The organism is Arthrobacter sp. Sr33 (genome assembly GCF_054511195.1).
This window is the reverse complement of sequence record NZ_JBTNDD010000009.1, coordinates 50399-73471: the sequence shown is the minus strand read 5'-3', so window position 1 is coordinate 73471 and position 23073 is coordinate 50399. Positions and strand designations below refer to the sequence as shown.

At 63.2% G+C, this 23073-nt stretch carries 21 protein-coding genes; 5 read left to right on the top strand and 16 right to left on the bottom strand.

What is annotated here, in order from left to right:
- Window position 1: 1 nt before the first annotated feature.
- The 7 genes from ACX80T_RS12725 to dinB form a co-directional block, all read right to left on the bottom strand.
- Entirely contained in the window at window positions 2–1681 is a 1680-nt protein-coding gene (locus ACX80T_RS12725; protein WP_116778136.1) for a UDP-N-acetylmuramoyl-L-alanyl-D-glutamate--2,6-diaminopimelate ligase, read from the bottom strand.
- Between the two features lie 57 nt (window positions 1682–1738).
- Window positions 1739–3508, bottom strand: a complete 1770-nt coding sequence (locus tag ACX80T_RS12720; protein ID WP_019481343.1) for a peptidoglycan D,D-transpeptidase FtsI family protein — start codon at window positions 3506–3508, stop codon at window positions 1739–1741.
- A 45-nt stretch (window positions 3509–3553) separates the two neighbouring features.
- Window positions 3554–4189, bottom strand: coding sequence for a hypothetical protein (locus tag ACX80T_RS12715; RefSeq protein WP_459304604.1), 636 nt, complete (start codon window positions 4187–4189; stop codon window positions 3554–3556).
- Entirely contained in the window at window positions 4186–5193 is a 1008-nt protein-coding gene (gene rsmH, locus ACX80T_RS12710) for a 16S rRNA (cytosine(1402)-N(4))-methyltransferase RsmH (RefSeq protein WP_019481345.1), read from the bottom strand. The genes ACX80T_RS12715 and rsmH overlap by 4 nt, the downstream gene beginning before the upstream one ends.
- A 198-nt stretch (window positions 5194–5391) precedes the next feature.
- Window positions 5392–5823 (bottom strand): division/cell wall cluster transcriptional repressor MraZ, encoded by a 432-nt coding sequence (gene mraZ, locus ACX80T_RS12705; RefSeq protein ID WP_019481346.1) that lies wholly within the window; start codon window positions 5821–5823, stop codon window positions 5392–5394.
- Between the two features lie 344 nt (window positions 5824–6167).
- Window positions 6168–6545: a DUF3040 domain-containing protein gene (locus ACX80T_RS12700; protein WP_024476054.1), complete on the bottom strand. Its 378-nt coding sequence runs from the start codon at window positions 6543–6545 to the stop codon at window positions 6168–6170.
- Window positions 6546–6770: 225 nt separating this feature from the next.
- Window positions 6771–7982 (bottom strand): DNA polymerase IV, encoded by a 1212-nt coding sequence (gene dinB / locus ACX80T_RS12695; protein WP_279325264.1) that lies wholly within the window; start codon window positions 7980–7982, stop codon window positions 6771–6773.
- 109 nt (window positions 7983–8091) lie between these two features.
- On the opposite strand from dinB, the gene ACX80T_RS12690 reads away from it, so the two are divergent.
- Complete coding sequence (locus ACX80T_RS12690; RefSeq protein WP_459304603.1) at window positions 8092–9216, top strand: polyprenyl synthetase family protein; 1125 nt, start codon at window positions 8092–8094, stop codon at window positions 9214–9216.
- A 31-nt stretch (window positions 9217–9247) separates the two neighbouring features.
- Here ACX80T_RS12690 and ACX80T_RS12685 read toward each other — a convergent pair whose 3' ends face one another.
- Complete coding sequence (locus tag ACX80T_RS12685; RefSeq protein WP_019481350.1) at window positions 9248–9601, bottom strand: Rv2175c family DNA-binding protein; 354 nt, start codon at window positions 9599–9601, stop codon at window positions 9248–9250.
- A 263-nt stretch (window positions 9602–9864) separates the two neighbouring features.
- On the opposite strand from ACX80T_RS12685, the gene ACX80T_RS12680 reads away from it, so the two are divergent.
- Both ACX80T_RS12680 and ACX80T_RS12675 read left to right on the top strand, forming a co-directional pair.
- Window positions 9865–11250, top strand: a complete 1386-nt coding sequence (locus ACX80T_RS12680; protein WP_459304602.1) for a LysM peptidoglycan-binding domain-containing protein — start codon at window positions 9865–9867, stop codon at window positions 11248–11250.
- 166 nt (window positions 11251–11416) lie between these two features.
- Window positions 11417–13450, top strand: coding sequence for a protein kinase domain-containing protein (locus ACX80T_RS12675; protein WP_459304601.1), 2034 nt, complete (start codon window positions 11417–11419; stop codon window positions 13448–13450).
- 131 nt (window positions 13451–13581) lie between these two features.
- Here the strand turns inward: ACX80T_RS12675 and ACX80T_RS12670 are convergent, their stop codons facing one another.
- Both ACX80T_RS12670 and ACX80T_RS12665 read right to left on the bottom strand, forming a co-directional pair.
- Complete coding sequence (locus ACX80T_RS12670; protein ID WP_116778148.1) at window positions 13582–14901, bottom strand: class II 3-deoxy-7-phosphoheptulonate synthase; 1320 nt, start codon at window positions 14899–14901, stop codon at window positions 13582–13584.
- A 179-nt stretch (window positions 14902–15080) separates the two neighbouring features.
- A complete protein-coding gene (locus ACX80T_RS12665; RefSeq protein WP_083850796.1) occupies window positions 15081–15899 on the bottom strand; it encodes a lysophospholipid acyltransferase family protein in 819 nt (272 codons plus the stop codon).
- Between the two features lie 132 nt (window positions 15900–16031).
- Here ACX80T_RS12665 and ACX80T_RS12660 point away from each other — a divergent pair, with 132 nt between their 5' ends.
- A complete protein-coding gene (locus ACX80T_RS12660) occupies window positions 16032–16796 on the top strand; it encodes an alpha/beta hydrolase (RefSeq protein WP_019481357.1) in 765 nt (254 codons plus the stop codon).
- Window positions 16793–17272 (top strand): hypothetical protein, encoded by a 480-nt coding sequence (locus ACX80T_RS12655; RefSeq protein WP_019481358.1) that lies wholly within the window; start codon window positions 16793–16795, stop codon window positions 17270–17272. Before ACX80T_RS12660 ends, ACX80T_RS12655 begins: the two co-directional genes overlap by 4 nt.
- Window positions 17273–17308: 36 nt before the next feature.
- On the opposite strand, the gene ACX80T_RS12650 is transcribed toward ACX80T_RS12655, so the two are convergent.
- The 6 genes from ACX80T_RS12650 to ACX80T_RS12625 all read right to left on the bottom strand — a co-directional run bounded on the left by ACX80T_RS12650 (window position 17309) and on the right by ACX80T_RS12625 (window position 22999).
- Complete coding sequence (locus ACX80T_RS12650; protein WP_050994819.1) at window positions 17309–18196, bottom strand: EamA family transporter; 888 nt, start codon at window positions 18194–18196, stop codon at window positions 17309–17311.
- Window positions 18193–18924 (bottom strand): B3/B4 domain-containing protein, encoded by a 732-nt coding sequence (locus tag ACX80T_RS12645; protein ID WP_019481360.1) that lies wholly within the window; start codon window positions 18922–18924, stop codon window positions 18193–18195. Before ACX80T_RS12645 ends, ACX80T_RS12650 begins: the two co-directional genes overlap by 4 nt.
- Complete coding sequence (locus ACX80T_RS12640; RefSeq protein ID WP_459304599.1) at window positions 18917–19561, bottom strand: helix-turn-helix domain-containing protein; 645 nt, start codon at window positions 19559–19561, stop codon at window positions 18917–18919. The genes ACX80T_RS12645 and ACX80T_RS12640 overlap by 8 nt, the downstream gene beginning before the upstream one ends.
- Window positions 19562–19677: 116 nt before the next feature.
- Complete coding sequence (locus ACX80T_RS12635) at window positions 19678–21348, bottom strand: HNH endonuclease signature motif containing protein (RefSeq protein WP_459304598.1); 1671 nt, start codon at window positions 21346–21348, stop codon at window positions 19678–19680.
- A gap of 265 nt (window positions 21349–21613) precedes the next feature.
- Window positions 21614–21763 carry a hypothetical protein gene (locus tag ACX80T_RS12630; RefSeq protein WP_019481363.1) on the bottom strand — a complete coding sequence of 50 codons (150 nt, stop codon included), beginning with the start codon at window positions 21761–21763 and terminating at the stop codon, window positions 21614–21616.
- A 120-nt stretch (window positions 21764–21883) separates the two neighbouring features.
- Window positions 21884–22999, bottom strand: coding sequence for an ROK family glucokinase (locus ACX80T_RS12625; RefSeq protein ID WP_019481364.1), 1116 nt, complete (start codon window positions 22997–22999; stop codon window positions 21884–21886).
- Window positions 23000–23073: the final 74 nt, after the last annotated feature.

The window sequence follows — 23073 nt, the reverse complement described above, 5'->3', positions numbered from 1 at the left end:
TCTAGGATTCTATCCTGTGGCTGGGGTGGACAGAGAATCCGTAGCGTGTCAACGCCCGGGCCAGTTCCACCCGGTCATCGAGCGGCAGGTTGACTCCCTTGACTTCCTGCCAGACCTCGTGGCCGCGCCCAGCAATCAGGACCGTATCAGCAGCGGTGGCCATTGCCACTGCGCGGTCGATCGCCTCGGCACGGGGATAAATTTCGAGTACCTCGCACGGGCGTTCGGCAGCGTCACGGGCCCTCAGCGCCCCCTCCAGGACACCCTGCCTGATCACGGCCTCGTCTTCATCGTGGGGGTCGTCGTCGGTGACAATCACCACGTCGGCCAGCTGCGCGGCGGTGGCCCCCATGAGTGGACGTTTGGTCTGGTCCCGCTGTCCGGTGGCGCCGAACACCACAATCAGCTTCGCCTCCGGGGCGGGAGGCCTGACCGATTCCAGGGTGCGGGCCAGAGCATCAGGGTTGTGGGCGAAATCGACTATTGCTGCCGGGTGGTCGCCGATGAGCTGCATGCGTCCTGGTACTGCTGCCGAGAACGGATCGGCGCTGTCCGCGGCGCGCTGCACGTCGTCTGCGGCCACCCCTGAGGTGAGCACCATTACCGTCGCCAGTGCGGCGTTCGAGATATTGAAGGTACCCGGCAGGCCCGAGTGCAGCGTGAGTTCTTCCCCCGCTGGTCCGTGCAGCGAGAATCGGTGGCCGAGCCCGTGTTTGACCACATTACGAACCTGCCAGTCGGCGGTGCCGGGTGGTGTCCCGCCGTAATTCGTGTGGCCGTCGTTCGTCTGGCCGTCGTTCGTCTGGGCGTCGTCGTCCTGGGTGACGCTCGTGCTGAGGGTGACGACGTCGGCCCCGGCCACCTCGGCCATTTTCAGGCCCCACGGGTCGTCGATAATGATGACCGCGCGGCTCGTCCGTTCCCGCCCGAAGAGCTCAGCCTTGACCGCAAAGTACTCCTCCATGGTGCCGTGCAGGTCGAGGTGGTCCTGGGTCAGGTTGGTGAACCCGGCCACGTCGAAGTGGACGCTGTCCACCCGACGGTACTCAATCGCGTGGGAAGACACCTCCATGGCGGCGGTTTCGATCCCCCGTTCACGCATCAACCCGAGGATGCCATGTACCTGCGGCGATTCGGGGGTGGTGAGAGCGCTGGCGATTGGTTGGCCGCCGGCATGGATCTCAATGGTTCCCATCAACCCGGTGGTCCGACCCAGCCCCGCCAGCAACGCATTGATGAAGTAGGTGGTGGTGGTTTTGCCGTTGGTGCCGGTGACGCCGAACAGGGCGGGCCGGCTCGTTTCGGCCGGCTGACTGTTGAAGATGGTCGCCGACAGTGGACCCACGAGTTCCCTGAGGCGGGCAGCTCTGAACAGGGGAACGGTGCCGACCAGTTCGGCTGCGGCTGCGGCGGCTTCCACCCCTGCCTCGTCGGTCAGGACGGCGACGGCGCCAGAGCGCAGAGCGGCGGCGGTGAACGACGCACCGTGTCTGCCTGAACCGGGTAGGGCTATGTACAGATCCCCGGCCCTGATCATTCTGGAATCAATCGCCACCCCGGTCACACGGACGTGGGCGGCGGCGTCGTCGTGCCCGGGAACCGGTTCGACAGTCGGCAACCCGGCTGGAAGGTCGCTGAATGCCTGTGCCAGCGGGACCGGAGCCACTACTGCTGGACGCATCCCGGCATCGGGTTGCGCGGCGGAATCTTCAATTGTTGGCACGTGTGTTGCTCCGGGTCAGTACTCGATGGGGTAGGTCTCGGGCTTGCCGGTGGATGGTGCGACGTTCCTGGCGTTGAGCACCTGTTCCATTACCTTTTGGAATGACTCCCCCGGTATCAGATAATACAGATCGCCCTGCGGCCGCTGCAGCGTCACCACCACGACGTACTCCGGGTCATCCATTGGCGCCATGCCAGCGTAGGTGAGGGTGTACCCGTCGTAGCCGCCGGTAGCGCTTGGCGCTTCGGCCGTGCCCGTCTTGGATCCCACGCGGTATTCGTCCAGCGCACCCGAAGCACCTGAGCCATCAACGGTAACGGTTTCGAGCATCTTCTGTAGCTGGCCTGAGGTTTCAGTGGAGACCACTTCGACGCCCTCGTCCTGGGGCACCTTGTGCTCGGTTCCGTCGGGGTCAATGTAGGCATCGATCAACCGTGGTTTCAGCCGGACGCCGTCGTTGGCGATTGTCTGGTAGACCATCGCGGTGTGCAGCGCAGTCTGCGCGAGGCCCTGCCCGAACAGCACCGTGTACTGCTGGCGGTCGTCCCACTCTTCCGGCTGGGCGAGGATACCGCTGGTCTCACCGTTCAAACCGACATCGAGGGGCTGCCCGATCCCAAACTTGGTGAGCCAGTCGTAGCGCTGTTGCTTGCTGAGCTGCTCACCAATCATCACCGTTCCGGTGTTCATGGATTTGGCGAAGATTCCGGCGGCGGTGCGCTGCTCCTCGCCATGCTCGAAAGCATCTTTGAACGTCTGGTTGTCCACGGTGTAGGTGTTTGGCAACAGGAATTCGCTGGTGGGTTCAATGATTCCCTCCTCCAGCCCTGCTGCCATGGTGATCAGCTTGGTGGTGGAGCCGGGCTCGAAGGATGAGGTGACCGAGAGGGGTTTACGAAATTCGGGTTCAGTGGCTCCCGGGTTATTCGGGTCCATGGTGGTGGACTCGGCCATCGCGACAATGCCGCCGGTATCCGCTTCGACGACCACGATGTTGCCCCACTGGGCGTCGTACTCCTCCACCTGGGAGGCGATGGTCTGCTGGGCAAACCACTGGAGATCCTGGTCGATGGTCAGCTTGACTGACTGTCCGTCCTTGGCCGGCACATCCTCGTTGGTGGCGTAGGGAATCCGGATGCCGTCACCGCCGATCTCAAAGGTGCGGCTACCTGCTTCGCCGGTGAGCCGGTCGTCCTGGGTGAGCTCGAGGCCCTCATTCTGCTCGCCAACGAACCCGACGATTGATCCGGCGACCGGCCCGGAGGGGTAGGTGCGAAGGCTGACCGGGTCGGCGTAGACACCAGGCATCCGCACGGCCAATGCGGCGTTCTTGACCTCAGGGGTGACTTCCTGGGCGACATACCCGAACTTTTTGTCCCCGATGATTGCCGCCTCGAGGGTGGCCGCATCCTGGCCGAGGATCGTCGAGAGCTCGGCAAAACCCTCATCCATGGTGAGCTCCTCGCGGTCCCCCTCATCGTTGATCCGGGCGAAGGTGTCGCCTTCGGCGAGGGTCTGATCCACCACGATGTCGAAGCGCTCCACGCTGCGGGCCAGGTAATTTCCCTTGCTGTCGAGAATATCGCCGCGCATTGGCTGCACCGGGAACGATTCGAGCCGCTTATTCAGTCCGGCCTGCGCCATGCCGCCGAGGTCGAGCGCCTGCACCTGAAATAACCGGACCCCCAGCACCAGCAGGAGGATCAGGACGAAGGCCAGACCTACGCGTAGCCTTTTCGCGCCGAGAGCCACCCGGAATTTGTCGTGCTCAGTTGCTGTAGCCACTTCAATATCCTTCGGTGTCTTTCGGGTGATCGTCGATCGTGTGCGTTACCCGCCGGTGCCTTGCTGTGGTGCTGGAATTGATCCGCCGTTAAGCTCGATTGCCTGCGGCTGCTCGGCGGGGGGTGCGGGCTCTGCCTCGGCCGCCGGTGTTGCAGCGGCTGGTGCGTCGGCTGCAGACGCTGCAGCTTCCTCCCTTGGAGGGGCCTCGACAGCAACCGCGACGCCAGCCGTGGACACCTCGGGGGCGGCGATGAGCGCCAATGGCTCGCCGCCCTCCTTCGCAGCCTCGGGACTACCTGCAATTTTCATCGAATCTACATCAATGGAGCCGAATCCAGGGGAGGCGACCATGCCGAGTTCCCGGGCTTCCGCAGCGAGGTTCTGTGGCGCATTGAGGTCTTCCATTTGTTGGGTGAGCGCCTGGTTCTCCTGATTCAGGGCGATCTGCTGGTTACGCAGTTCCACAAGTTCATATTGGCTACTGGAGACCGAGATATTGAGCATCAGAACCGTCACCAGAGCGCCGACCAGGGCGATCATGCTGAACACCGCGAAGGGGATCCGACGCCGGGCCGGTCCGGCTGGCACCAGCGAGAGCGGCGTCCGGACCTGCTGGGAGGATCCGCTTCCCGTTTCGGGGGTAGCCAGCGGCGCGTAGGATTCAGCGAGTTGCTGGCTCATGATGCATTCCTGTCTTTGGTGCTTCGAGTGTTCTTGATTCGTTCTACTGCGCGCAGCTTTGCCGATGCCGCCCGCGGGTTTTCTTCAATTTCCTGCTCGGTCGGGGCTTCGGTGCCCTTGGTCAGCGACTTGAGGTAGGGCTTGTGCTCCTCGAGTTCCACCGGAAATCCGACTGGGGCTGAGGAGCGGGTACCGGCGGTGAAGGCAGCCTTGACGATCTTGTCCTCGAGCGAGTGGTAGGACATGGCCACCGCCCGCCCGCCGAGAATCAGTGAGTCGACGGCGGCGGGAATTGCCCGTTCGAGCACGGTCAGCTCCTCGTTGACTTCGATCCGGAGCGCCTGGAAGGTCCGTTTGGCCGGGTGTCCCCCGGTCCGTGCCGCCCCTGCGGGGACCACGGCGCGGATGACGTCGACCAGTTGGCCTGTCGAGGTGAAGGGGGTGTCACGGCGGGCGGCGACAATGGCCGATGAGATCCGGCCAGCGAACTTCTCCTCACCCCAGGCACGAATAATGCGGAGCAGGTCCGTCTCGGAGTACACGTTGACGACGTCTGCTGCGGTCTGCCCAACGCTGGTATCCATCCGCATGTCCAGTGGCGCGTCATAGGAGTAGGCGAATCCCCGGTCACGTTCGTCCAGTTGGAGGGAGGACACTCCCAGGTCGAAGAGCACACCGTCAACAGCGTCGATGCCCAGATCCTCGAGGACCTCGGGAAGCTCGTCATACACCGCGTGGACCAGATCGGTTCGCCCCGAGAAGGTTGCGAGCCGTTCGCCGGCCAGGGCAAGTGCCTGCAGATCGCGGTCAATCCCGACCAGGTGTGCCTGCGGAAACCGTGCCAGCAGGGATTCGGAGTGCCCGCCCATGCCCAGCGTGGCATCGACGACCACCGGCGTACGGCCGGCAGCTACCGCGGCGAGGAGGGCTGGTTCGAGGAGCGAGATGCAGCGTTCACGCAGTACCGGTACGTGCCGTTCACCGGTAGGGCGATCGTCGCTCATCCATTCGCTCCTTCCTCAGTGTTGCCTGCTTGGTTGTCTGTACAACACGTTTCTTGAGCCAGATCCCCATCCGACCAGGCGCGGTGCCCGCCTGGCTCCGGGGAAGGTGAGCCAGGTGGAACGTACGCCGGGCGGCTGGAGATCTCGTCCAAGAAGCCGTCCTGCATTTCGTGCGGTACTGCGTGGTGATGTGCGGTACTAGAAGAGACCCGGGAGAGCGTCCTCGTCGGTTTCGGAGAACGTGTTCTCCTGCTCCGCCAGATAGTTGTTCCAGGCCGTGGCGTCCCAGATCTCAGCACGGCTGCCCGCGCCAATCACTGCAAGTTCCCGGTCCAGTCCCGCATAGGTCCGAAGCGCCTGAGGAATGGTGATTCGTCCCTGCTTGTCGGGGACCTCATCTGAGGCCCCTGACAAAAACACCCTGCTGTAATCACGGGATTGCCGTGACGACAGCGGTGCTGTCCGCATCTGTTCGTGAAGCTGTTCAAACTCGCGCTGACTAAAAACGTAGATGCACCGTTCTTGCCCCCGGGTCAGCACCAATCCGTTGGATAGTTCCTCCCGGAACTTCGCTGGAAGGATCAACCTGCCCTTTTCATCGAGACGTGGCAGATGGGTTCCGAGGAACATCTGCCACCGCCCATCCAATCCGGAAAGCACCTCGCGGCACCACTACGCTCTTATAACCACCACTTTACTCCACATCCCTCCCCCGTCAATCCATTTAGGGGTTCCGACGCGATGAATTTCCTGGCAGTTCCCTGTATCGGCGGGACTGGAGCGCGGTGGTGGGAAGTGGAGGGATTTGAGCCGCCACAGCACACCCGGTCCTGACGATCCGGCCTCAGGGCGAGAAAAACGCCCGTTAAACGCCGATAGACCCGACTATGCGGGTCTATCGGCCAAGCAAATGATTGGGATTTACGCCAAGTGGATGAAAGTGGAGGGCGCTGGCGGCCGACCGATTGGCAACGTTAGGGCTGTTCGCGCTTGCGCTCGTCCCACTTCTCTTCGAGGGTGCTCAGAAAGCCTCCACTACGATTGACGGGCGCCGTTTTAATTCCCTGAGGCATTGGCGCTGATTCGGAGCCCTTGCCCCGGCTGGTGGCGTAATACACTCCAGCTCCCATGACCAGGAATCCTGCGACGCCCACCAGAATAATCTGGTTCGCTACGCCCAGCAGCAGAATCAAAATGCCTGCGACCGTCATCAACGCGCCGATGACGATCCTGCGCGTTGAAATCGTCCGCTGGGGGCTCGACGCCATCGAGCTGGCAAACTTTGGGTCGTCGGCGTGAAGCTGCTGCTCCAGCTGATCAAGCAGCCTCTGTTCGTGTTCCGAGAGTGCCATCACTGCCTCCATACTGATAATTAATCCTGGTCCCTCACCTCAACTAACGAGTACCTGATCAATCCAGTTCCCTACGACGGCATCGTCGCTGAGAGTGTTCCAAATTGACCGGCGTAGCTTGTTGATGTTGGCCTGTGCTCTAAGGATAGAGCGCAATGCCCACAAGGGAAAGTCGCAGCCCTGTCGGGTGGAAATCAGGGCTGCCAGCGTCCTTCAGGGAGGCGTTCAGGGAGCCGTATCGGTCGGTTTTCGAAACAGCTGGGCTGGCTGGATAGCCGACTTACCAAACTTCCGATTGACCTCATCGAGAGCCGACTCGGCGAGCCGCCAGTTCTCGTCCCGTCGGTCGATGGTGAGCTGATGCCCCAGTCCCGACGATGGCTCCAGCTGGTCCGCCCGCACTCCCACCAGCCGGACGCTCATGGGACGCTCCCCCAGTGCTGCCAGCAGCGATATCGCTGCCGCATAGATGGCATTCGCGCTGTCAGTAGGTTCGCTTAGCCTTTTGGTCCGCGTCAGCGTCGAGAAATCCGCGTAGCGCAGTTTGATTGCGACTCCGCCGCACTGAAGATGGGCTGATCGAAGCCTCGCCGCCGTCCGATGAGACAACCGAAGCATTTCGGTATGCAAGGTGGGATCGTCGCTGACGTCGGCAGCAAATGTCTCTTCGGCACCGATGGTCTTCTCCTGGCGGGTCACCGTCACGGTGCGCGGATCCCGACCCCAGGCGAGATCATGGACGTGCTGCCCGGAAACACCTAACAGCTTGCGCAGGGAAGATAGTGGGGTGTGCGCGAGGTCCTCCACGGAGCGGATCCCCAGCCGCGCCAGTACTTCCTGCGTTTTGGCGCCAACACCCCAGAGCGCTGACACGGGAAGGGTGTGCAGGTACGCCACAGTCTCCTCCCCCGGGATAACCAGCAGACCGTTGGGCTTCGAACGGGTCGAAGCAATCTTGGCAACAAATTTGGTGGTCGCAGCCCCCACACTCGCCGTAATTCCAAGCTCCCGGCGAATCGTTGTTCGAATCAGCTCACCAATTTCGCGCGGCCCACCGAGCCGACGCATCGACCCCGCAATGTCCAGGAAGGCTTCGTCGACGCTGAGCTGTTCCACCAAGGGAGTGATGGTTCCAAAGATCGACATCACACCATGTGAGACTGCCGAATACTTCTCATGATGGGGTTCAAGCACCACCCCCTGCGGACATAACCGCATGGCGGCCGACATCGGCATAGCCGAGCGGACTCCGAACCGCCGCGCCTCATAAGATGCTGACAGGACCACCGACCGGCCGCTGGGCGAACCGACAATCACCGGTGTGCCCACGAGGTCCGGACGATCCAGTAATTCGACAGCCACATAGAAGGCGTCCATGTCCACATGAAGGATGGTGCACTCTGCATCTGGGAGGTTAGTCCTGGGCCCGGCTGTCACAGTCCAATCGTAGCCAGTCAGTAGGATGGAATAACCCACAGACCAACCGGCCGGCGGAATGCCCGGCGCACCCCCACGCGGAAACCTATCCGCACACTGAGGAGAGCCAATGACCGACCGGACCCCCTTCGTCGAGGACGCCTCAGTCGCTCAGCTAATCGCTGACGAGCAGTCCACGTACCGCGCCGAGGTGACGAGAGGCCTTGGCCTCTTCCTCACGCGCCAACAGGCAATCCTCGGGGATATTGCCGATGATGCGCTGGAGCTGACTGCTGCTATTGGCCGACTGACTTCGGGTGGCAAGAGGCTACGCGCTTCACTCTGCTATTGGGGATTTCGAGGGGCCGGAGGATCCTCGGATGCACGCGAACCGGTTTTGGCCGGCGTCGCGCTTGAACTCTTCCAGGCGGCCGCGCTAATTCACGACGATGTAATTGACCGCTCCGATACCCGACGCGGCTCCCCCAGCGTGCACCGGCAGTTCGGAGCGCTCCACGAGCGAAACCGCTGGCATTTAAGTTCGGACCGGTTTGGAGTATCTGCAGCTGTGCTGACCGGCGATATGTGCCTCTCCTTCAGCGAGGAACAGTTCTCGGATATCGGCCCTGGTGCGGCGTCGGGCACTGCGGCCCGGTCAATCTTCAACCGGATGCGCACCGAGGTGATGGCTGGCCAGTACCTGGACCTACTGGAAGAAGCGGTGGGGCCGGACCGGACGCCGGACGACGCCGCAGCGCGGGCACTGCGGATTGTCAGGTACAAATCTGCCAAGTATTCGATCGAGCACCCGCTTGGCCTTGGCGGCGCCCTGGGTGGTGCCGGCGCAGCACAGTTGGCTGGCTACTCGGCCTTCTCACTTCCGCTGGGAGAAGCGTTCCAGCTTCGGGACGACGTCCTGGGAGTGTTCGGCGACCCAGCTGTCACGGGGAAACCCGCTGGGGACGATCTGAGGGAGGGGAAACGGACCCTACTCATCGCCAAGGCGCTTCAGAACGGGAGTCCGCGGGACCAGGAACTGATCAACAGCACCCTGGGCCAGGCGGATCTCGACGACGATGGGGTGTCACGACTGCGCGACGTCATTGCCTCTTCGGGAGCGCTGGTCGCGGTCGAGTCGCTGATTGCCGAACATTCAGAATCGGCAGCCCAGGCGCTAAAACGCCTGGAACTGGATGCGGTGTGCCGCTCGGCCCTTGCCGGGTTGGCAACCGCTGCGGTGAGCCGGTCAGCTTAGGCGGTAAACCCGGGCGATGACGCGTCCTGGCTTACCAGGCAGCGGCCTGGGCCCGCCTGCGAATTTCGGTTTTGCGGCCTTCGCGCAGCGCGTCGATAGGTCGTCCGGGCAGTGACTCGTCGGGGGTGAACAACCACCTGACAATATCCTCGTCGCTGAACCCGGAATCAGCGAGGACGATGATCGTCCCCTTGAGACTGTCAACTACTGCACCCTCGAAGATGAACTCCGCGGGGACGCTCCTGACGTTTCGTTCGGTGCTGCGGAGCGCGATTAGCGATTTCTCATCGAGCAGGCCGTGGACCTTGGTGATGGGCACATCCAACTCAAGTGCCACCTCCGGAAGGTTCAGCCAGGCGGGCACGAGTTCTTCGAGTTCATTCACCCCCTAAGGGTGCCAGATGTGAGGGCATCCCTCCACTTCTTGATCCGACACGCCGGCGATCAAGTAACGGGTTTGAACGGAACTATTGTGCTAGGTGACATTTAGTGTAGATTCTCATGAGTCACACCAGTAACACTAACAACATCAGACTCTCGCGCACCATCAGATGTTTTTGAAAGAGGTCCCCGACGGGCATGCCCGTCGGGTCTCCATTCGGCCATCGGCGCGGCCCGTACCGTTGACCATAGATGAGGATTTTGACCATGACTGCCCAGCGCTCATCATCGCCGCTGTTTAAAACCCGGGCCCAGGCCCCAGGTACCCGCATTCCCAACCGTTTCAATGTGGCGGTATCCACTGCCGCCATCCCTGCTGTACTGCTCTCCGCCGTCGCACTCGCGCAGCCAGCCGCTGCCGCACCCGTGACTGTGAGCTCACAGCAGGTTCCCCGCCTCGCCCCTGCCGTGACCGCTCCTGCGGGCCTCACCATCCCGGCGAGCACTATTGCGACCCGCATCCCGACCTTCCTGGCTCCGGCCCAGAGCGCCCCGAAGACCTACACCGTGCAGGCCGGCGATACCATCAGCGGGATCGCACTGAAGCTCGGCCTGGAAACCGGTGCCGTCCTCAAAGCCAATGGTCTGGGTGCAAGCTCGATCATCTACCCGGGTCAGAAGGTCAAGCTCACTGGCGCATCCTCCAGCACGCCCGCTGCCAAGCCGGCAAACGACACGAAGCCGTCCTCTGGCTCTTCCTACACGGTGAAGGCCGGTGACACGCTGAGTGCCATCGCTGCCAACCACGGTGTCAGCCTGGGCACCGTGCTGGAAGCCAATTCCCTGTCGATGTCATCAATCATTCACCCGGGCCAGAAGATCAAGCTGGGCGGTTCCGCTGAGGTTTCGGTTGCATCAACCGAAATCGCGCCAGCAGCGCCGCAGCCCGCCAAGCCTGCCGCCACCGGCGGCAAGTACACGATCAAAGGTGGTGACACCCTGGGCGCCATCGCTGCCAAGCACAACGTCAGTCTTCGCGATCTGCTCTCAGCCAATGCCCTCAGCGCCACCACCATAATCCACCCCGGCGCCAAGCTGACCATCCCAGGCAAATCGGCGCCGACGGCGGAAGCAGCACCGGCTGCCGAGACCGATACGCCAGCAGATCTGGTCCCGTCCACCTTCCTGCACTACACCTACCCGCAGCACGTGGTATCCGAAGCAAACCGCAACAAGCACCTGCTCAACTCCCTGCCGGTCCCCGGCAACGAAGCCATGAAGACCATCGTTGCTGACACTGCACGTTCCATGGGCGTCGACCCGAGCCTCGCCCTGGCCGTGTCCTTCCAGGAGTCGGGCTTCAACCAGCGTGCGGTTTCGCCTGCCAACGCCATTGGTGCCATGCAGGTCATCCCGATGTCCGGTGAATGGGCCTCCGACCTTGTGGGACGCAAACTGAACCTGCTGGACCCCTACGACAACGCGACCGCCGGCGTAGCGATCCTGAAGTCGCTGATTCGCACCAGCGCCAGCCTTGAGGAAGCCATCGCTTCCTACTACCAGGGCCAGTACTCGGTGACTACCCACGGGATGTTCAGCGACACGAAGAACTATGTTGCCGCCATCAATGCCCACCAGGCGAACTTCCGGTAGCAACGCCATCGGACGGCCGTGAATCGGGGTGGAATCGGGTGTCGGTTCCACCCCGTTCCATGTGTGCACTTAGGATCGAAGGGTGCAGGGACGGCAGAATGACCCACTGGTTGGCTCAGTAGTAGACGGGCGATATCTCGTTTTGTCGCGCCTTGCCAGAGGCGGCATGTCGACCGTCTACCGGGCCACCGACCAGCGGCTCGATCGCGATGTGGCCCTCAAAATCCTCTATCCCCATCTCGCTGAAGACTCGAGTTTCCTCGATCGCTTTGAACGCGAGGCAAAGTCCGCCGCACGCCTGTCCCACCCGCACGTGGTCGGTGTCCTGGACCAGGGCGTCGAAGATTCCCCTGACCGCTCGCTGGCCTACCTGGTGATGGAATATGTGCCGGGGAAAACCCTCAGGGACCTGCTGCGGGAAAAGGGCAGGCTCACCCCACGGCTGGCTCTGGCCATGATGGACCCTGTGGTGGAAGGGCTTGGCGCCGCACACGACGTCGGGTTGGTCCACCGGGACGTCAAACCGGAAAATGTTCTTCTAGCGAGCAACGGCCGGATCAAAATCGCTGACTTTGGCCTGGCGCGGGCCGTTTCCACCACCACCAACACCGGCACCCTGATCGGGACGGTGGCCTATCTGTCCCCTGAATTGGTCACCGGCGGGGGCGCTGACGCCCGGAGCGACATTTATTCTGCGGGTATTGTCCTCTTTGAGCTGCTGACGGGGAAGCAACCATATACCGGGGATGTCCCGATCCGGGTAGCGCTCCAACATGCCAACTCGACCGTCCCGGCGCCGTCGAGCTTAGTCCCGGGTCTCGCGTCGGACATTGACGAGCTGGTGCAGTGGTGCACGGCTGTGGACCCTGAGGACCGACCGATCGACGGGAACGCCCTGCTGGGTGAACTACGACATATCCGGACCACCCTCACTGACGAGGAACTGGATTTCGAATTGCCCGTGGGCTCTGATCACGCCGCAGCAGCAGACCAGACCGGTGCCACCCCGCCGGTGCCGGGTGGTACTGAAGTCATCGGGACAGTGGCGGGCGCTTCGGCCACGGAAGTCATTCACTCTCCGCGCGGACCCCGCGCCACCGAGGTGATCCGCGCCGACCAGTCCCTGACCTCGGTCATCCCCCACGACGTTCAGCACACCAGAGCCATCCGGATCCCGGAGACCCACGCTGAATCACTTCCCGAGTCGGATCAGAGAACCGACAAACAGGCCCGACGGGAGTTCAAGGTCTACCAAAAGCAGCAGGCCAAGGCCGCCCTGCGGCCCGAGAAAGCGCTGCGCCCCGGCAACCGTGGACGCCGCAACGCTATCTGGGTGGTACTGCTTCTGCTCCTCGCTGGGCTCGCCGCGGGCCTGGGCTGGTTTTTCGGGGTGGGGCCCGGTGCACTGGCAACAGTGCCCGACGTCGTCAACCGTTCGGTGGACCAGGCCGAGTTGTTGCTGGCACAAAACGGCTTCGACGCCCCACGTTCGGAAGAAGAGTTTCACGACGAAGTGGCATCGGGGTTGGTGATCCGCAGCGAACCGGCGGCGCAAACGGAGATCCGCCGTTACCAGTCAGTCGAGCTGTTCGTGTCGAAAGGCCCCGAGCTGTTCGAGGTGCCGAATGTTGTTGACCGGGGTGAGGCTGCCGCCGCAGAACAACTGGCCGGCAGCGAGCTGGCAGTCGGTGAGATTACTCGGGAGTTCAACGCCGACGTCGAGGACGGACTGGTCATTAGCCAGGAGCCCGCCGCCGGTCATCAGACTCCGCGTGGCACCGCCGTGAACCTTGTCGTGTCCCAGGGCCCTGAACCTATTGAGGTTCCGGTGGTGACCGGGCAGCCGCGCGCCGACGCCGTTGCCGCCATCGAGGCCGCCGGCCTGGTGGCAGCGGTGGCCCCCGACGGCGAGAACAATCGAGACATACCCGAGGGCGCCGTCGTCGGGCAGAGCCCTTCCGGGGGGCAGCTGACCCGTGGGGAGACGGTGACCCTCACCCTGTCCCTGGGGCCCCGCCTGGTTGAGGTGCCCAACGTGTTCTCCCAGCGGGAAGAGGCAGCCGTGGCCGAACTTGAAGCGGCCGGATTCGTTGTCGTAGTGGACTACACGTTCGGCGGTTCGGTTCTCGGTCTGGTCGCAGGGCAGGATCTGACCGGCGAGCAGCCGGAGGGCTCCACCGTCACGATCACCGTCACGTAGCAAGGATCCACCAGGGTTTAGACACAACAGAGGCGAAGCGTTTCCGCTTCGCCTCTGTTGTGTCTAAACCTGCGGTGTTTGAACCTTCGGTGTTCGAACCTGCGGTGTTTGAACCTGTGGGCCCGGCTTGCCTAGCGCTTGGAGAGTGCTCCTGCGACCAGGAAAGCCATCTCCAGGGACTGCATGTGGTTCAGGCGTGGATCGCAGACCGACTCGTAGCGTTCCAGGAATGCTTCCTGATCCACGGGGTCGGCGCCGCCCAGGCACTCGGCGACGTCGTCGCCAGTCATCTCGACGTGGAGGCCGCCCGGGAAGGTGCCCAGCGAATTGTGCACCTCGAAGAAACCGCGAACCTCGTCCATGACGTCGTCGAAGTTACGGGTCTTGTAGCCGTTCGGCGACGTCACCGTGTTGCCATGCATCGGATCGGATACCCAGAGGACCTGCGCACCGGAGTCGGTGACTTTCTCGACCAGCCGGGGCAGCTTCTCACGAATGTTGCCGGCACCCATGCGCGTAATGAAGGTCAGGCGACCTGGCTCGCGATTGGGATCCAGTTTATCGATCAGTGCCAGGGCATCGTCGGGTGAGGTGTTCGGACCGAGCTTCACGCCGATCGGGTTCCGAACCCGCGACAGGAAGTCGATGTGGGCGCTGTCGATGTCACGGGTACGCTCCCCGATCCACAGGAAGTGGGCCGAGGTGTCGTACGGGAGCCCGGTGCGTGAGTCGGTCCGCGTCAGCGCCCGCTCGTAGTCGAGCAGGAGCGCTTCATGGCTTGCGAAGAACTCGACCCTCTTCAGTGCCTCGAAGTCGGTGCCGCAGGCATCCATGAACCGGACCGCGCGGTCGATTTCACCGGCCAGCGACTCGTAGCGAGAATGGGCTGGGTTGGCGGTGAAACCCTTGTTCCAGTGGTGGACCAGGCGTAGATCCGCAAAACCGCCCTGGGTGAAGGCACGGATCAGGTTAAGTGTGGAAGCGGACGTGTGGTACGCCTTGACCATGCGGGAAGCATCATGCCCACGCGACTCAGGGGTGAACTCGTAGCCGTTGACCATGTCGCCGCGGTACGCCGGAAGCGTCACGCCTTCGCGGGTCTCATCGTTGGATGAACGTGGCTTGGCGAACTGCCCAGCCATCCGGCCCATCTTGATCACCGGCAGTGATGCACCGTAAGTCAGGACCACTGCCATCTGCAGAATGGTGCGCACACGGGCGCTGATCCGATCTGCGGTTGCGCCCTCGAAGGTTTCGGCGCAGTCACCGCCCTGCAGCAAGAATGCCTTGCCCTGGGCAGCGGCGGCCAGGCGGTCACGCAGCACGTCGACCTCGCCGGCGAAGACCAGTGGAGGAAGGGTGGAAAGTTCTTTGACGGAGGCCGAATACACGCTGGGGTCCTGCCAGGTGGGCTGCTGCGAAATGGGCAGCTGGCGCCAATTGTCAAGCATCGCGCTTGCCTGCGGGCTGCTCTGCCCTGCTGGGGGAACGGTGGTTTCGGTGGGTGCGAAGATATCAGTCACCGGTTAAGCCTAATGGGTCTACATCCCCGCCGCTGCCGGGACCGTCACGCAGCGGAGCAGCACGTCACATTGTGCCGGGCGCCACGCTTCCTGGCCCAGCAGCCGGACTATCGTTTCCGGCTCAGCCAGACCGGCAATTTGATACTGGTGAGCCTGCTGCGCAAAGACTTCTGGTTGGTGTCCTGCTCCGCGGCTGTCGGGGCGGCGGAGGCGGATTTGCCGTGCGCCTTCTTTTCGGAGCTCTTCGCGGCCGCAAGCTTTTCCTTCACACTGCTCGCGTACACGTCCACATACTCCTGGCCGGAGAGTCGCATCAGTTCGTACATGATCTCGTCGGTCACGGACCGCTGAACAAAACGATCCTCGGCGAGACCTTCGTACCGGGAAAAATCGAGAGGTTCGCCGACGATGATGCCGATCCTGCGAATGTTGGGGATACGCCGGCCAATGGGTTGTACCTTGTCCGTGCCGATCATCGCTACCGGTATCACCGGCACCCCGGTGGCGAGCACCAGTTTGGCCACGCCGGTCTTTCCTCGATACAGCCGGCCGTCGGGACTGCGCGTTCCTTCGGGATAGATACCCAGGATCCCGCCATTGTTCAGCACCGCTTCACCCGCGCTCAGCGAACTCGACGACGCAGCACCGCCTGAGCGGTCCATCGGCAGCTGGTTCGAGAGTCTGAAGAACATCGCGGTGAGCTTTCCCTTGATGCCCTTACCCGTGAAGTACTCGGACTTGGCCAGGAAGATCACCGGCCGGGGCACTGCGATCGGAAGGAAAATCGAGTCTGAGAAGGAGAGGTGGTTACTGACCAGCACCGCCGGACCATCCAGTGGGACGTTGTCCATTCCCTTCACCCAGGGCCGGAAGAGGAGACCCAGAATCGGACCTACGATGATCCGCTTCATGAACCAATAAAACACGCTGACAGCCTTCCTCGACCCGAGCGGGATCACGGCGGATTACCCCACAGTCGATCGCGCTTTTCCTTGAGAGACTACTCTAAGGAACGGATTCGCTGGTAAGGCATTGGTGGCAGGTGGCACGATGGGGCTATGACATCCAGCGCGGGTCCCGTCGCCTTCTCTTCCGACGGTTTCGGGGAGGCGTCGCGCATCGGCATCCTCCTGAGTCACGGTTTCACCGGTTCTCCGGTTAGCCTGCTCGATTGGGCCCAATATCTAGCCGATCAGGGGTACGCAGTGCGGCTCCCTCTGCTCGACGGCCATGGCACCACCTGGCAGGAACTTGCCCGCACCCCGTGGCAGCGCTGGTACGCCAGCTATGAGACGAGTTACCGGGAGTTGGCACAGTCAACCGAGAAGATCGTGGTCGCCGGCCTGTCAATGGGCGGGACCCTTGCACTGCGGTTGGCGGCCCTGCAGCCGGTGGCCGGCGTCGTCGTCGTCAATCCTGGTCTCACCATCGCCGATCCGCGCGCACGTTACGCCGGGGTGCTGAAGTTTGTGATGCGATCGGTGCCAGCCATCGCCAACAACATCAAGAAGGAAGGGCTCGACGAGGGCGCGTACGCGCGGACCCCCGTTGCTGCTGTCGCACAGCTCGGCCGACTATTCAGGGAGACGGTCAACCTGCTCCCGTCAGTGACCGCGCCCACGCTGGTTTTTCGCTCATCGGTGGACCCGATCGTGCCGGAAAGCAGCCTGGAGGTGCTGCAACAGCGGATTGGTAGCAAAGCTCTCGAGATTGTCCGTTTGGAGAACAGCTACCATGTTGCGACCATGGACCATGACGCGCAGTTGATTTTTGAACGGTCAGCGCAATTTATCCAGCACGTGACGGCAGGTAGCACCGCATGACATCCCGAGGTCAGGAACCCAACGAGTCCACTGACGATGCCGTGTGGCAGGATCTGGTGGCCCGGTTGGAGCAGACGCCCACCGCGCCGGAGGCTGCAGCCAGTTCGGCACCGGAACAGAACGTTGATGCGGGATTGTCCGATCAGGACCGGGTGCGGGCTCTGTTTGAGAATCAGCCCCGCCGCTCCCCCAGTGGTCCGCGGGACTATACCCCCGAGGAGCCCGACGACGACGAAGACGAGGGTTATCATCCGCCGGAGCCGCCGGCGCTGGGTACCGGGGAGCCGCTGCTGGTCCTCGCCTGGTTCGGCGCAGTGGGTGGACCGATCGCTTTGCTTTTACTCGCCATGTTCTGGCGCGCCGCCCCGCTCACGATGATGCTGGGGGTGCTGGCCATCTTCCTGGTGTCGGTGGCGTTCCTGATCCTGAGGCTCCCCAAAACCCGCGATCACGGAGACAACGGCGCCGAAGTATAGGTAGCTGCCGCGTTCCGTAGGACCGAGCCGGAGTGGTCAGCCGGTGATGTGCACCGGGGTGGCCGAGTCGATCCTGGCTGGTTGAAGGCGGCTCCCGCCTCGTTGGGCGGCCGCACCGGCCAGTACCACCAATGCTATGCCCGCCAGCTGCGGGACTCCCACGTGTTGGTGAAGAATAATCAGTCCCAGCAGCACTCCGAACGCAGGTTCCAGTGCCATCAGCGTTCCGAAGGCTGTAGGGGTCATCCGGCGTAGTGCGAGCATCTCCAGTGCGAAGGGCAGCACCGGGAGCAGCACGGCCAGGCCCAGCGCGGCGGCGAGGATGCCTGGCGTGATGTGGCCAATGGCTTGAGGGACCCCGACGACGGCCGCGGCAACCGCCGCGATTGGCACCGTCAGGGAGAGCGAGGCGATTCCGTTGAAACGGTCGCCGATGCGTTGAGTGAGAAGGATGTAGACGGCCCACCCCACGGCCGCCATCGCTGCGAAGCCGACTCCCGTCACATTGAAAGTCCCCTGCCAGGGTTCGGTCATGAGAATCACACCGATCAGGGCGAGACCCGGCCAGAGCAGCGCCCTCTTGCGGTGGCTTCGCACAGCTGCCACGGTCAATGGCCCGAGAAACTCGATTGCGACGGCGGTGCCGAGGTGGATGTGCTCCAGCGCCGCGAGGAACCCGATGGTCATCAGACCCGTAGCCAGACCCAGACCGATAATGGTGGGCACGTCCTGGCGGCGGATCGAGCGAAGTGGTGGACGGACCAGAGCGATCAGGATGATTGCTCCCATGCTCAAGCGCAGCCATGCGGTTCCGCCCGGGCCGACAGCGCCAATCAGGTCCACCGACAGAGCAGAACCTAGCTGGACTGAGAACATCGCCGTTATCGCAAGCCCCCAAGGCGGGACGGGTGACGTTCTGGTCATGATTTGATCGGTTCGGGACGGATCAGCCGGCTGGCGGTCTGCACGTCGGGGCCGAGTTGGCTGAGGTGGGAGGCGAGCGCATCCGCTGCGAGTTGCAGAGCGTGGTCAGTCATCGGCTCAAGAGCATCCAGGATGAAAAGCGCGGTTTCGGTATTGTTTTTGAGCTGTGTCCGCCGCCCTTGCCGCCAGTTCCAGCGCCGGCACGTCACTCCTATGTCATCCCTCCAGACCACTTCGCCAGGTTCCGGAAACTCGACCGTTTCCTCGCCCCCGGTCGCGGTGTCGAACGGTTCGGTTCCCCTGGCGAGGGTCAGGCGGGGTGGGCCAGCGTAACCGGTGAGATCCTCGCCACCCAAGGGGACCTGGTGGAGGACTGAGATGGCGTTGTAGATGTCGGTGAGTCGGTTGACGCGTGGGAGCCCGGTGGCTGACCTCCGCAGGAGGGCCTCCAGACTGTTGCGCGTTCGTTGCGGCTTGGCCCCGAAACCGCGATAGGCGTCCCGCCACGCAGCGACGTGTGCAAGTTGCTCAACCGGAGTAGTTTTGAGGAGCTCACGGGCGAAACCTTCAGCGTGGCTGAGGAGGTCCTCGCTTGTCTGGTCGCTGGGCCCTGGCACCAGACCATCGGCGGCGATCAGCACAGCACGATAGTCAGGACGAAGCAAGAACACTTCCGGGTCAACGCGGCTGGATTCCACAACCTGGTGCAAGCTGCTCAGATCATTCATTGGTTGTTGCCTCTCGGTGGCTTAGCCCTACACCGGGCTCGAAAACTGCCATGGTGAACGTGGCCGGTTCCATGGTTACGTTCGCGTACGAGTGGGCAACGTCCCCGGGAAACGACACGGCGTCCCCGGTTTCGAGCACTATTGTCTGCTCCCCCACCTGCACTGTGATCGAACCTTGCCGCACCTGGAGAAACTCTTTGGTTCCCTTGGAGTGTGGCTCGCTCTCGTGGCGGTCCCCTGGCACGAATGTCCAGTCCCAAAGTTCGACGACGTCGGGTGACTCAGAGCCTGCAACCAGCGTCCCCCTGCCACCGGATTCGGAAGTCCAAAGGGCGGCACCTTCACCGCTGCGTGTAACTGTCACAGGCTTCGCCGATGGAGACTCAACCAGCGAAGGCAGCCCGATGCCGAGAGCGTCGCTCAACCTCAACAGTGTTCCCACACTCGGGTTGGTGGCACCCTGCTCCACATTGATCAGCATGCGACGACTCACGCCAGCAGCGTCTGCCAGCTGATCAAGAGTCAGGGATCGGGAGTGGCGCTCATGTTTGATGCGGCTGCCAATTGCTGCCGCAAGCGCAGTGGGGTTACTTGCCATAAGTGCAGCATAGTGCACTGTCAGTGCAGTATGCATCATCAGTGCAGTATGCATTGTCGAGTGCGACTGCTGTCTGGATGGGCGCTGCCTGTGGTCCGCCGCTGTCTACGCCGCCGGGAGTGCTCTAAGCAGCCAAGATAATCGGGGGCGCACTCTCAGAAGGGCGGGGGGATCTCGGCTGGTGGTGCTGGTGGTGCTGGGGGTGGGTCTGGTCGGGTGAGGTAGGTTTCGCCGAGTGGTGAGATCGCGATGATGGTCCCGGGGTCGGGTTGTTGGTAGTGCCAGTAGCCGTCGGTTTTGAACATGTGGTGGCGTTTACACAGGGCCGCCAAGTTCCCGTAGCTGGTTTTGCCGCCTTGGGACCAGGGGGTGGTGTGGTCGAGTTCGCAGAACACCGCCAACCGGTTACATCCCGGATGCCGACACGTCCCGTCCCTAACCCGGACCGCATCCTTCAGGTCCTGCGGGACCCGGTACGTGGTTGCATCAGCGCCGAGCCTGGCCCCGGTGAAGGGGTGGGTGAGGATCCTGGTGAACGATGGTGCGTGCCCGGCGAGCTTCCGTGCCGTCTCGGGATCAATCGGCCCATAGCCTTCTAGCTCACCCGGTGTGTCCCCACCGAGGAGAGTCATCACCGGGACGGTGACGAACACCTTCGCCTGCACACCCCAATACGTGCTGGCCTCCCCCGACTGACTGGGGCTGTTGCTCTCTCGCCGCTGACTGGATCCGCTGTCCGTCCCGGATCCGCTGTCCGTCCGGGATCCGGGGTCCGCTGTTCCCGGCCAGCTCCGGTCAGCACCCGGGCCGGCCCCAGCGGCAGTACCAGGTTCGGTCCCAGCGGCAGCAGCAGGGCCAGCAGGGCCAGCTGGCCCTGCTGGGTCGGGTGCTTCACTCATGTGTCCGGTGGGTCCGGCGCTGGTGAGGACGTCAACGAGGACGTCGGCGCGTAACTGGGTGAGGGTCCTGGATTCGTCGGGGCCTTGCAGGTTACGGGCTGCGGTGTCGACGCGGTGGAAGATCCCGGCGGCTTGTTCGGTGGGCAGGAAGGCTTGGAGCCAGGCCATCCCGTCCTGCGCCGGGTCCAGATACACGCGACGGTCCTGGAGAGCCTTCCGGTGCCGCAGGGTGATCGATTCGGGGTGGAAGATGTCACGTAACCGTTGGGCCTGGCGGTAAAACTTCGCCACCGTGGTCTTGCAGGCCAGACCGATGAGCTGGGCCTCGAATGCGGCCATCACGGCGGGAACGGTATCCGGGATACCAATCGCTTCCCCGACCACCGCCCACGCGTGACGGCGCGATAACCTGCCATCCTCCAACGCGGTCAGGGTGGCCCGGTAATCGCGGACCAGCAGCTCACTATGGTCAAGCAGGGAACCAGCGGTGCGCTCCGGCAGGCGCAGGGCCGCACCGATCTCCGACGCAGCCAGGGCGTGAGTGTGGTCCTGGTCTTCGGCCCACGGGTGTTCCTCGGCCATCAGGTCATGAAGGTGGGTGAGGGCTTTGGCTTCCTGCGCGTCGACCCAGGACCGCAACGCTGAGAGCGTCTTGAGCAGGTTCACGGTCTGCCCCGCGTTCAACGTCACCATCGCCGCGACCGATACCTGGCCAGACAACGGCACCGGAGCCCCCGGCCCGGTCGGAGCGGTCCAGGTCGCTTCCCCGCCCAGCGGACCGCCCGGACCGTACCCACCCGCATTCCCCGAAGCAGTGTTCGCGGACCCGCTCTCGAAGACGGAATCGCGGCCAGAACCGGGGCCAGAACCGGGGCCGGTTTCGGGGGAAAATCCCGATCCGGGAGCAGAAGCGTCGCTGCCTTTCATACCTCTATTCCATCATCGCCCACTGACAAAATAGGGGCCGATTCAGGGTCACCCGAAAAACTTTTTCAACTATTTTCGGGCCCACAGAACCATCACCGGACCGCCCCCTGGGCACCCGCTGCACCGAGAGATGCAGCGCATCAAGGTGCACGAGTCCGCTGGAGTCCACCGGTTGCAGCAGTGTACTCAGCGAAGCAGGGCCCGATAAAGCCGAACTTGGGGACACCGCGACTTGGCTGGCGGCCAGGGCTTTCTTCTTTAGGTCCTAGTGCCGTTCCCAAAGGACACTTCCCATCGTGATCACCATGGCTAGACCGGTAGCCCAAAGGTACTCAGACCCCTGCAGCGTCCGGATGATCGAGATGATCAGGAGTATTCCGGCAAGTACAAAGAGTGCCCATCGTCCGGTGCTCATTGCGGTTCCACTCAAAAGAGTCGATGCGTCTTGCAGTGTCAGCCGGTCATAGTTGCGCAACGCAACCAATAGCCTGCCGCTTATCGCTCAGGAGGACAGGAACGCCTAAGAAGCCCCGTTCTAGTTCCGGCCAGCGCGCCCGCGGCTCAACCGCGGACTCAACCTGGAGAGATCCGCCGCCCCCACCAACCCGGCAGAAGGCCCCAACGCTGCAGCTTCCACCCGCGCAGCCGGGCGGAACCCTCGACCCGTCAGGTTGCGGCCAAAAGCTCGCCGGGCCGGTTCCAGCAGCACATCTCCGGCAGCACCCAGTCCGCCGCCCACCACAAAGGTTCCCGGGTCCAGCGCAGCAGCCAGGTTGGCGAGCCCAAGCCCGAGCCACTGCCCGACGTCGTCGACCAGTTCCCGGCTCGCCGGGTCTCCTTCCAGCGCCAGCTTGGTGACGACGGCCCCGGTGATGAGCTGCGGGTCGCCGTCGACCTCCCTCAACAATGCCTGGGCTACCGGGGAGTTGGCGGTCGCAAGCTCCCGCGCCTCCCGCCCCAACGCGTTGCCTGAGGCGTACTGCTCCCAGCATCCCCGGTTTCCGCATTCACAGCGGTGACCCTGCGGCACGATGATCTGGTGGCCAAACTCCCCAGCCACCCCGAAACGTCCCCGCTCCAGGGCGCCGTCCATGATCATGGCTCCGCCGATGCCGGTGCCCAGGGTGATGCAGACCAACCGGCTCTCCCCCTGGCCTGCACCGAACCGCCATTCGGCCCACGCGGCGGCGTCGGCGTCGTTGACCACGGTCACCCTCCGCCGAAGGATCCGCTCCAGATTGTGGCGTAGGGGCTCATTGCGCCACGCCAGATGGGGGCTGAAGAGCACGGTCCCGTTGGTCAGGTCCATCCAGCCAGCGGCGCCGATCCCCACCGACCGGATCCGGTGGCCGACCGACAGCTCGGCTACCAGCTCGGCGATGATCGCTTCGACGTGCCTCGGATCGTGTCCGGGCGTATCCCTGCGGGATTCGGCGAGGATGTTGCCGTGGATGTCGACGACGCCGGCTGCCACCTTGGTCCCACCAATATCGATCCCGATCGCAAGCCCACGGCGCAGGAACGTGGGCGAATCTGGGTAGCCAGCGGTGAAGCCAACAGGCCGCCGTAGGGCACCCAGACCCCCGCCACCGGGGGCGCGGAGCTGACCCCGCAGCCGGGGCACTGCCGGGGCGTCCGTCTGCCTGATCATTGGTTGTCCTCCGCTGGATTGCCATCGGCGTTGCCCTACCGTTACCGATTCGTACATTACTGGAGAGTATTAAC

Bases quoted from the DNA above. Each gene is read 5' to 3' on its own strand.
- ACX80T_RS12725 (WP_116778136.1), bottom strand. From the start codon at position 1,681: ATGCGTCCAGCAGTAGTGGCTCCGGTCCCGCTGGCACAGGCATTCAGC.
- ACX80T_RS12715 (WP_459304604.1), bottom strand. From the start codon at position 4,189: ATGAGCCAGCAACTCGCTGAATCCTACGCGCCGCTGGCTACCCCCGAA.
- rsmH (WP_019481345.1), bottom strand. From the start codon at position 5,193: ATGAGCGACGATCGCCCTACCGGTGAACGGCACGTACCGGTACTGCGT.
- mraZ (WP_019481346.1), bottom strand. From the start codon at position 5,823: ATGTTCCTCGGAACCCATCTGCCACGTCTCGATGAAAAGGGCAGGTTG.
- ACX80T_RS12700 (WP_024476054.1), bottom strand. From the start codon at position 6,545: ATGGCACTCTCGGAACACGAACAGAGGCTGCTTGATCAGCTGGAGCAG.
- ACX80T_RS12690 (WP_459304603.1), top strand. From the start codon at position 8,092: ATGACCGACCGGACCCCCTTCGTCGAGGACGCCTCAGTCGCTCAGCTA.
- ACX80T_RS12680 (WP_459304602.1), top strand. From the start codon at position 9,865: ATGACTGCCCAGCGCTCATCATCGCCGCTGTTTAAAACCCGGGCCCAG.
- ACX80T_RS12675 (WP_459304601.1), top strand. From the start codon at position 11,417: ATGTCGACCGTCTACCGGGCCACCGACCAGCGGCTCGATCGCGATGTG.
- ACX80T_RS12670 (WP_116778148.1), bottom strand. From the start codon at position 14,901: ATGCTTGACAATTGGCGCCAGCTGCCCATTTCGCAGCAGCCCACCTGG.
- ACX80T_RS12660 (WP_019481357.1), top strand. From the start codon at position 16,032: ATGACATCCAGCGCGGGTCCCGTCGCCTTCTCTTCCGACGGTTTCGGG.
- ACX80T_RS12655 (WP_019481358.1), top strand. From the start codon at position 16,793: ATGACATCCCGAGGTCAGGAACCCAACGAGTCCACTGACGATGCCGTG.
- ACX80T_RS12650 (WP_050994819.1), bottom strand. From the start codon at position 18,196: ATGACCAGAACGTCACCCGTCCCGCCTTGGGGGCTTGCGATAACGGCG.
- ACX80T_RS12645 (WP_019481360.1), bottom strand. From the start codon at position 18,924: ATGAATGATCTGAGCAGCTTGCACCAGGTTGTGGAATCCAGCCGCGTT.
- ACX80T_RS12640 (WP_459304599.1), bottom strand. From the start codon at position 19,561: ATGATGCATACTGCACTGACAGTGCACTATGCTGCACTTATGGCAAGT.
- ACX80T_RS12635 (WP_459304598.1), bottom strand. From the start codon at position 21,348: ATGAAAGGCAGCGACGCTTCTGCTCCCGGATCGGGATTTTCCCCCGAA.
- ACX80T_RS12630 (WP_019481363.1), bottom strand. From the start codon at position 21,763: ATGAGCACCGGACGATGGGCACTCTTTGTACTTGCCGGAATACTCCTG.
- ACX80T_RS12625 (WP_019481364.1), bottom strand. From the start codon at position 22,999: ATGATCAGGCAGACGGACGCCCCGGCAGTGCCCCGGCTGCGGGGTCAG.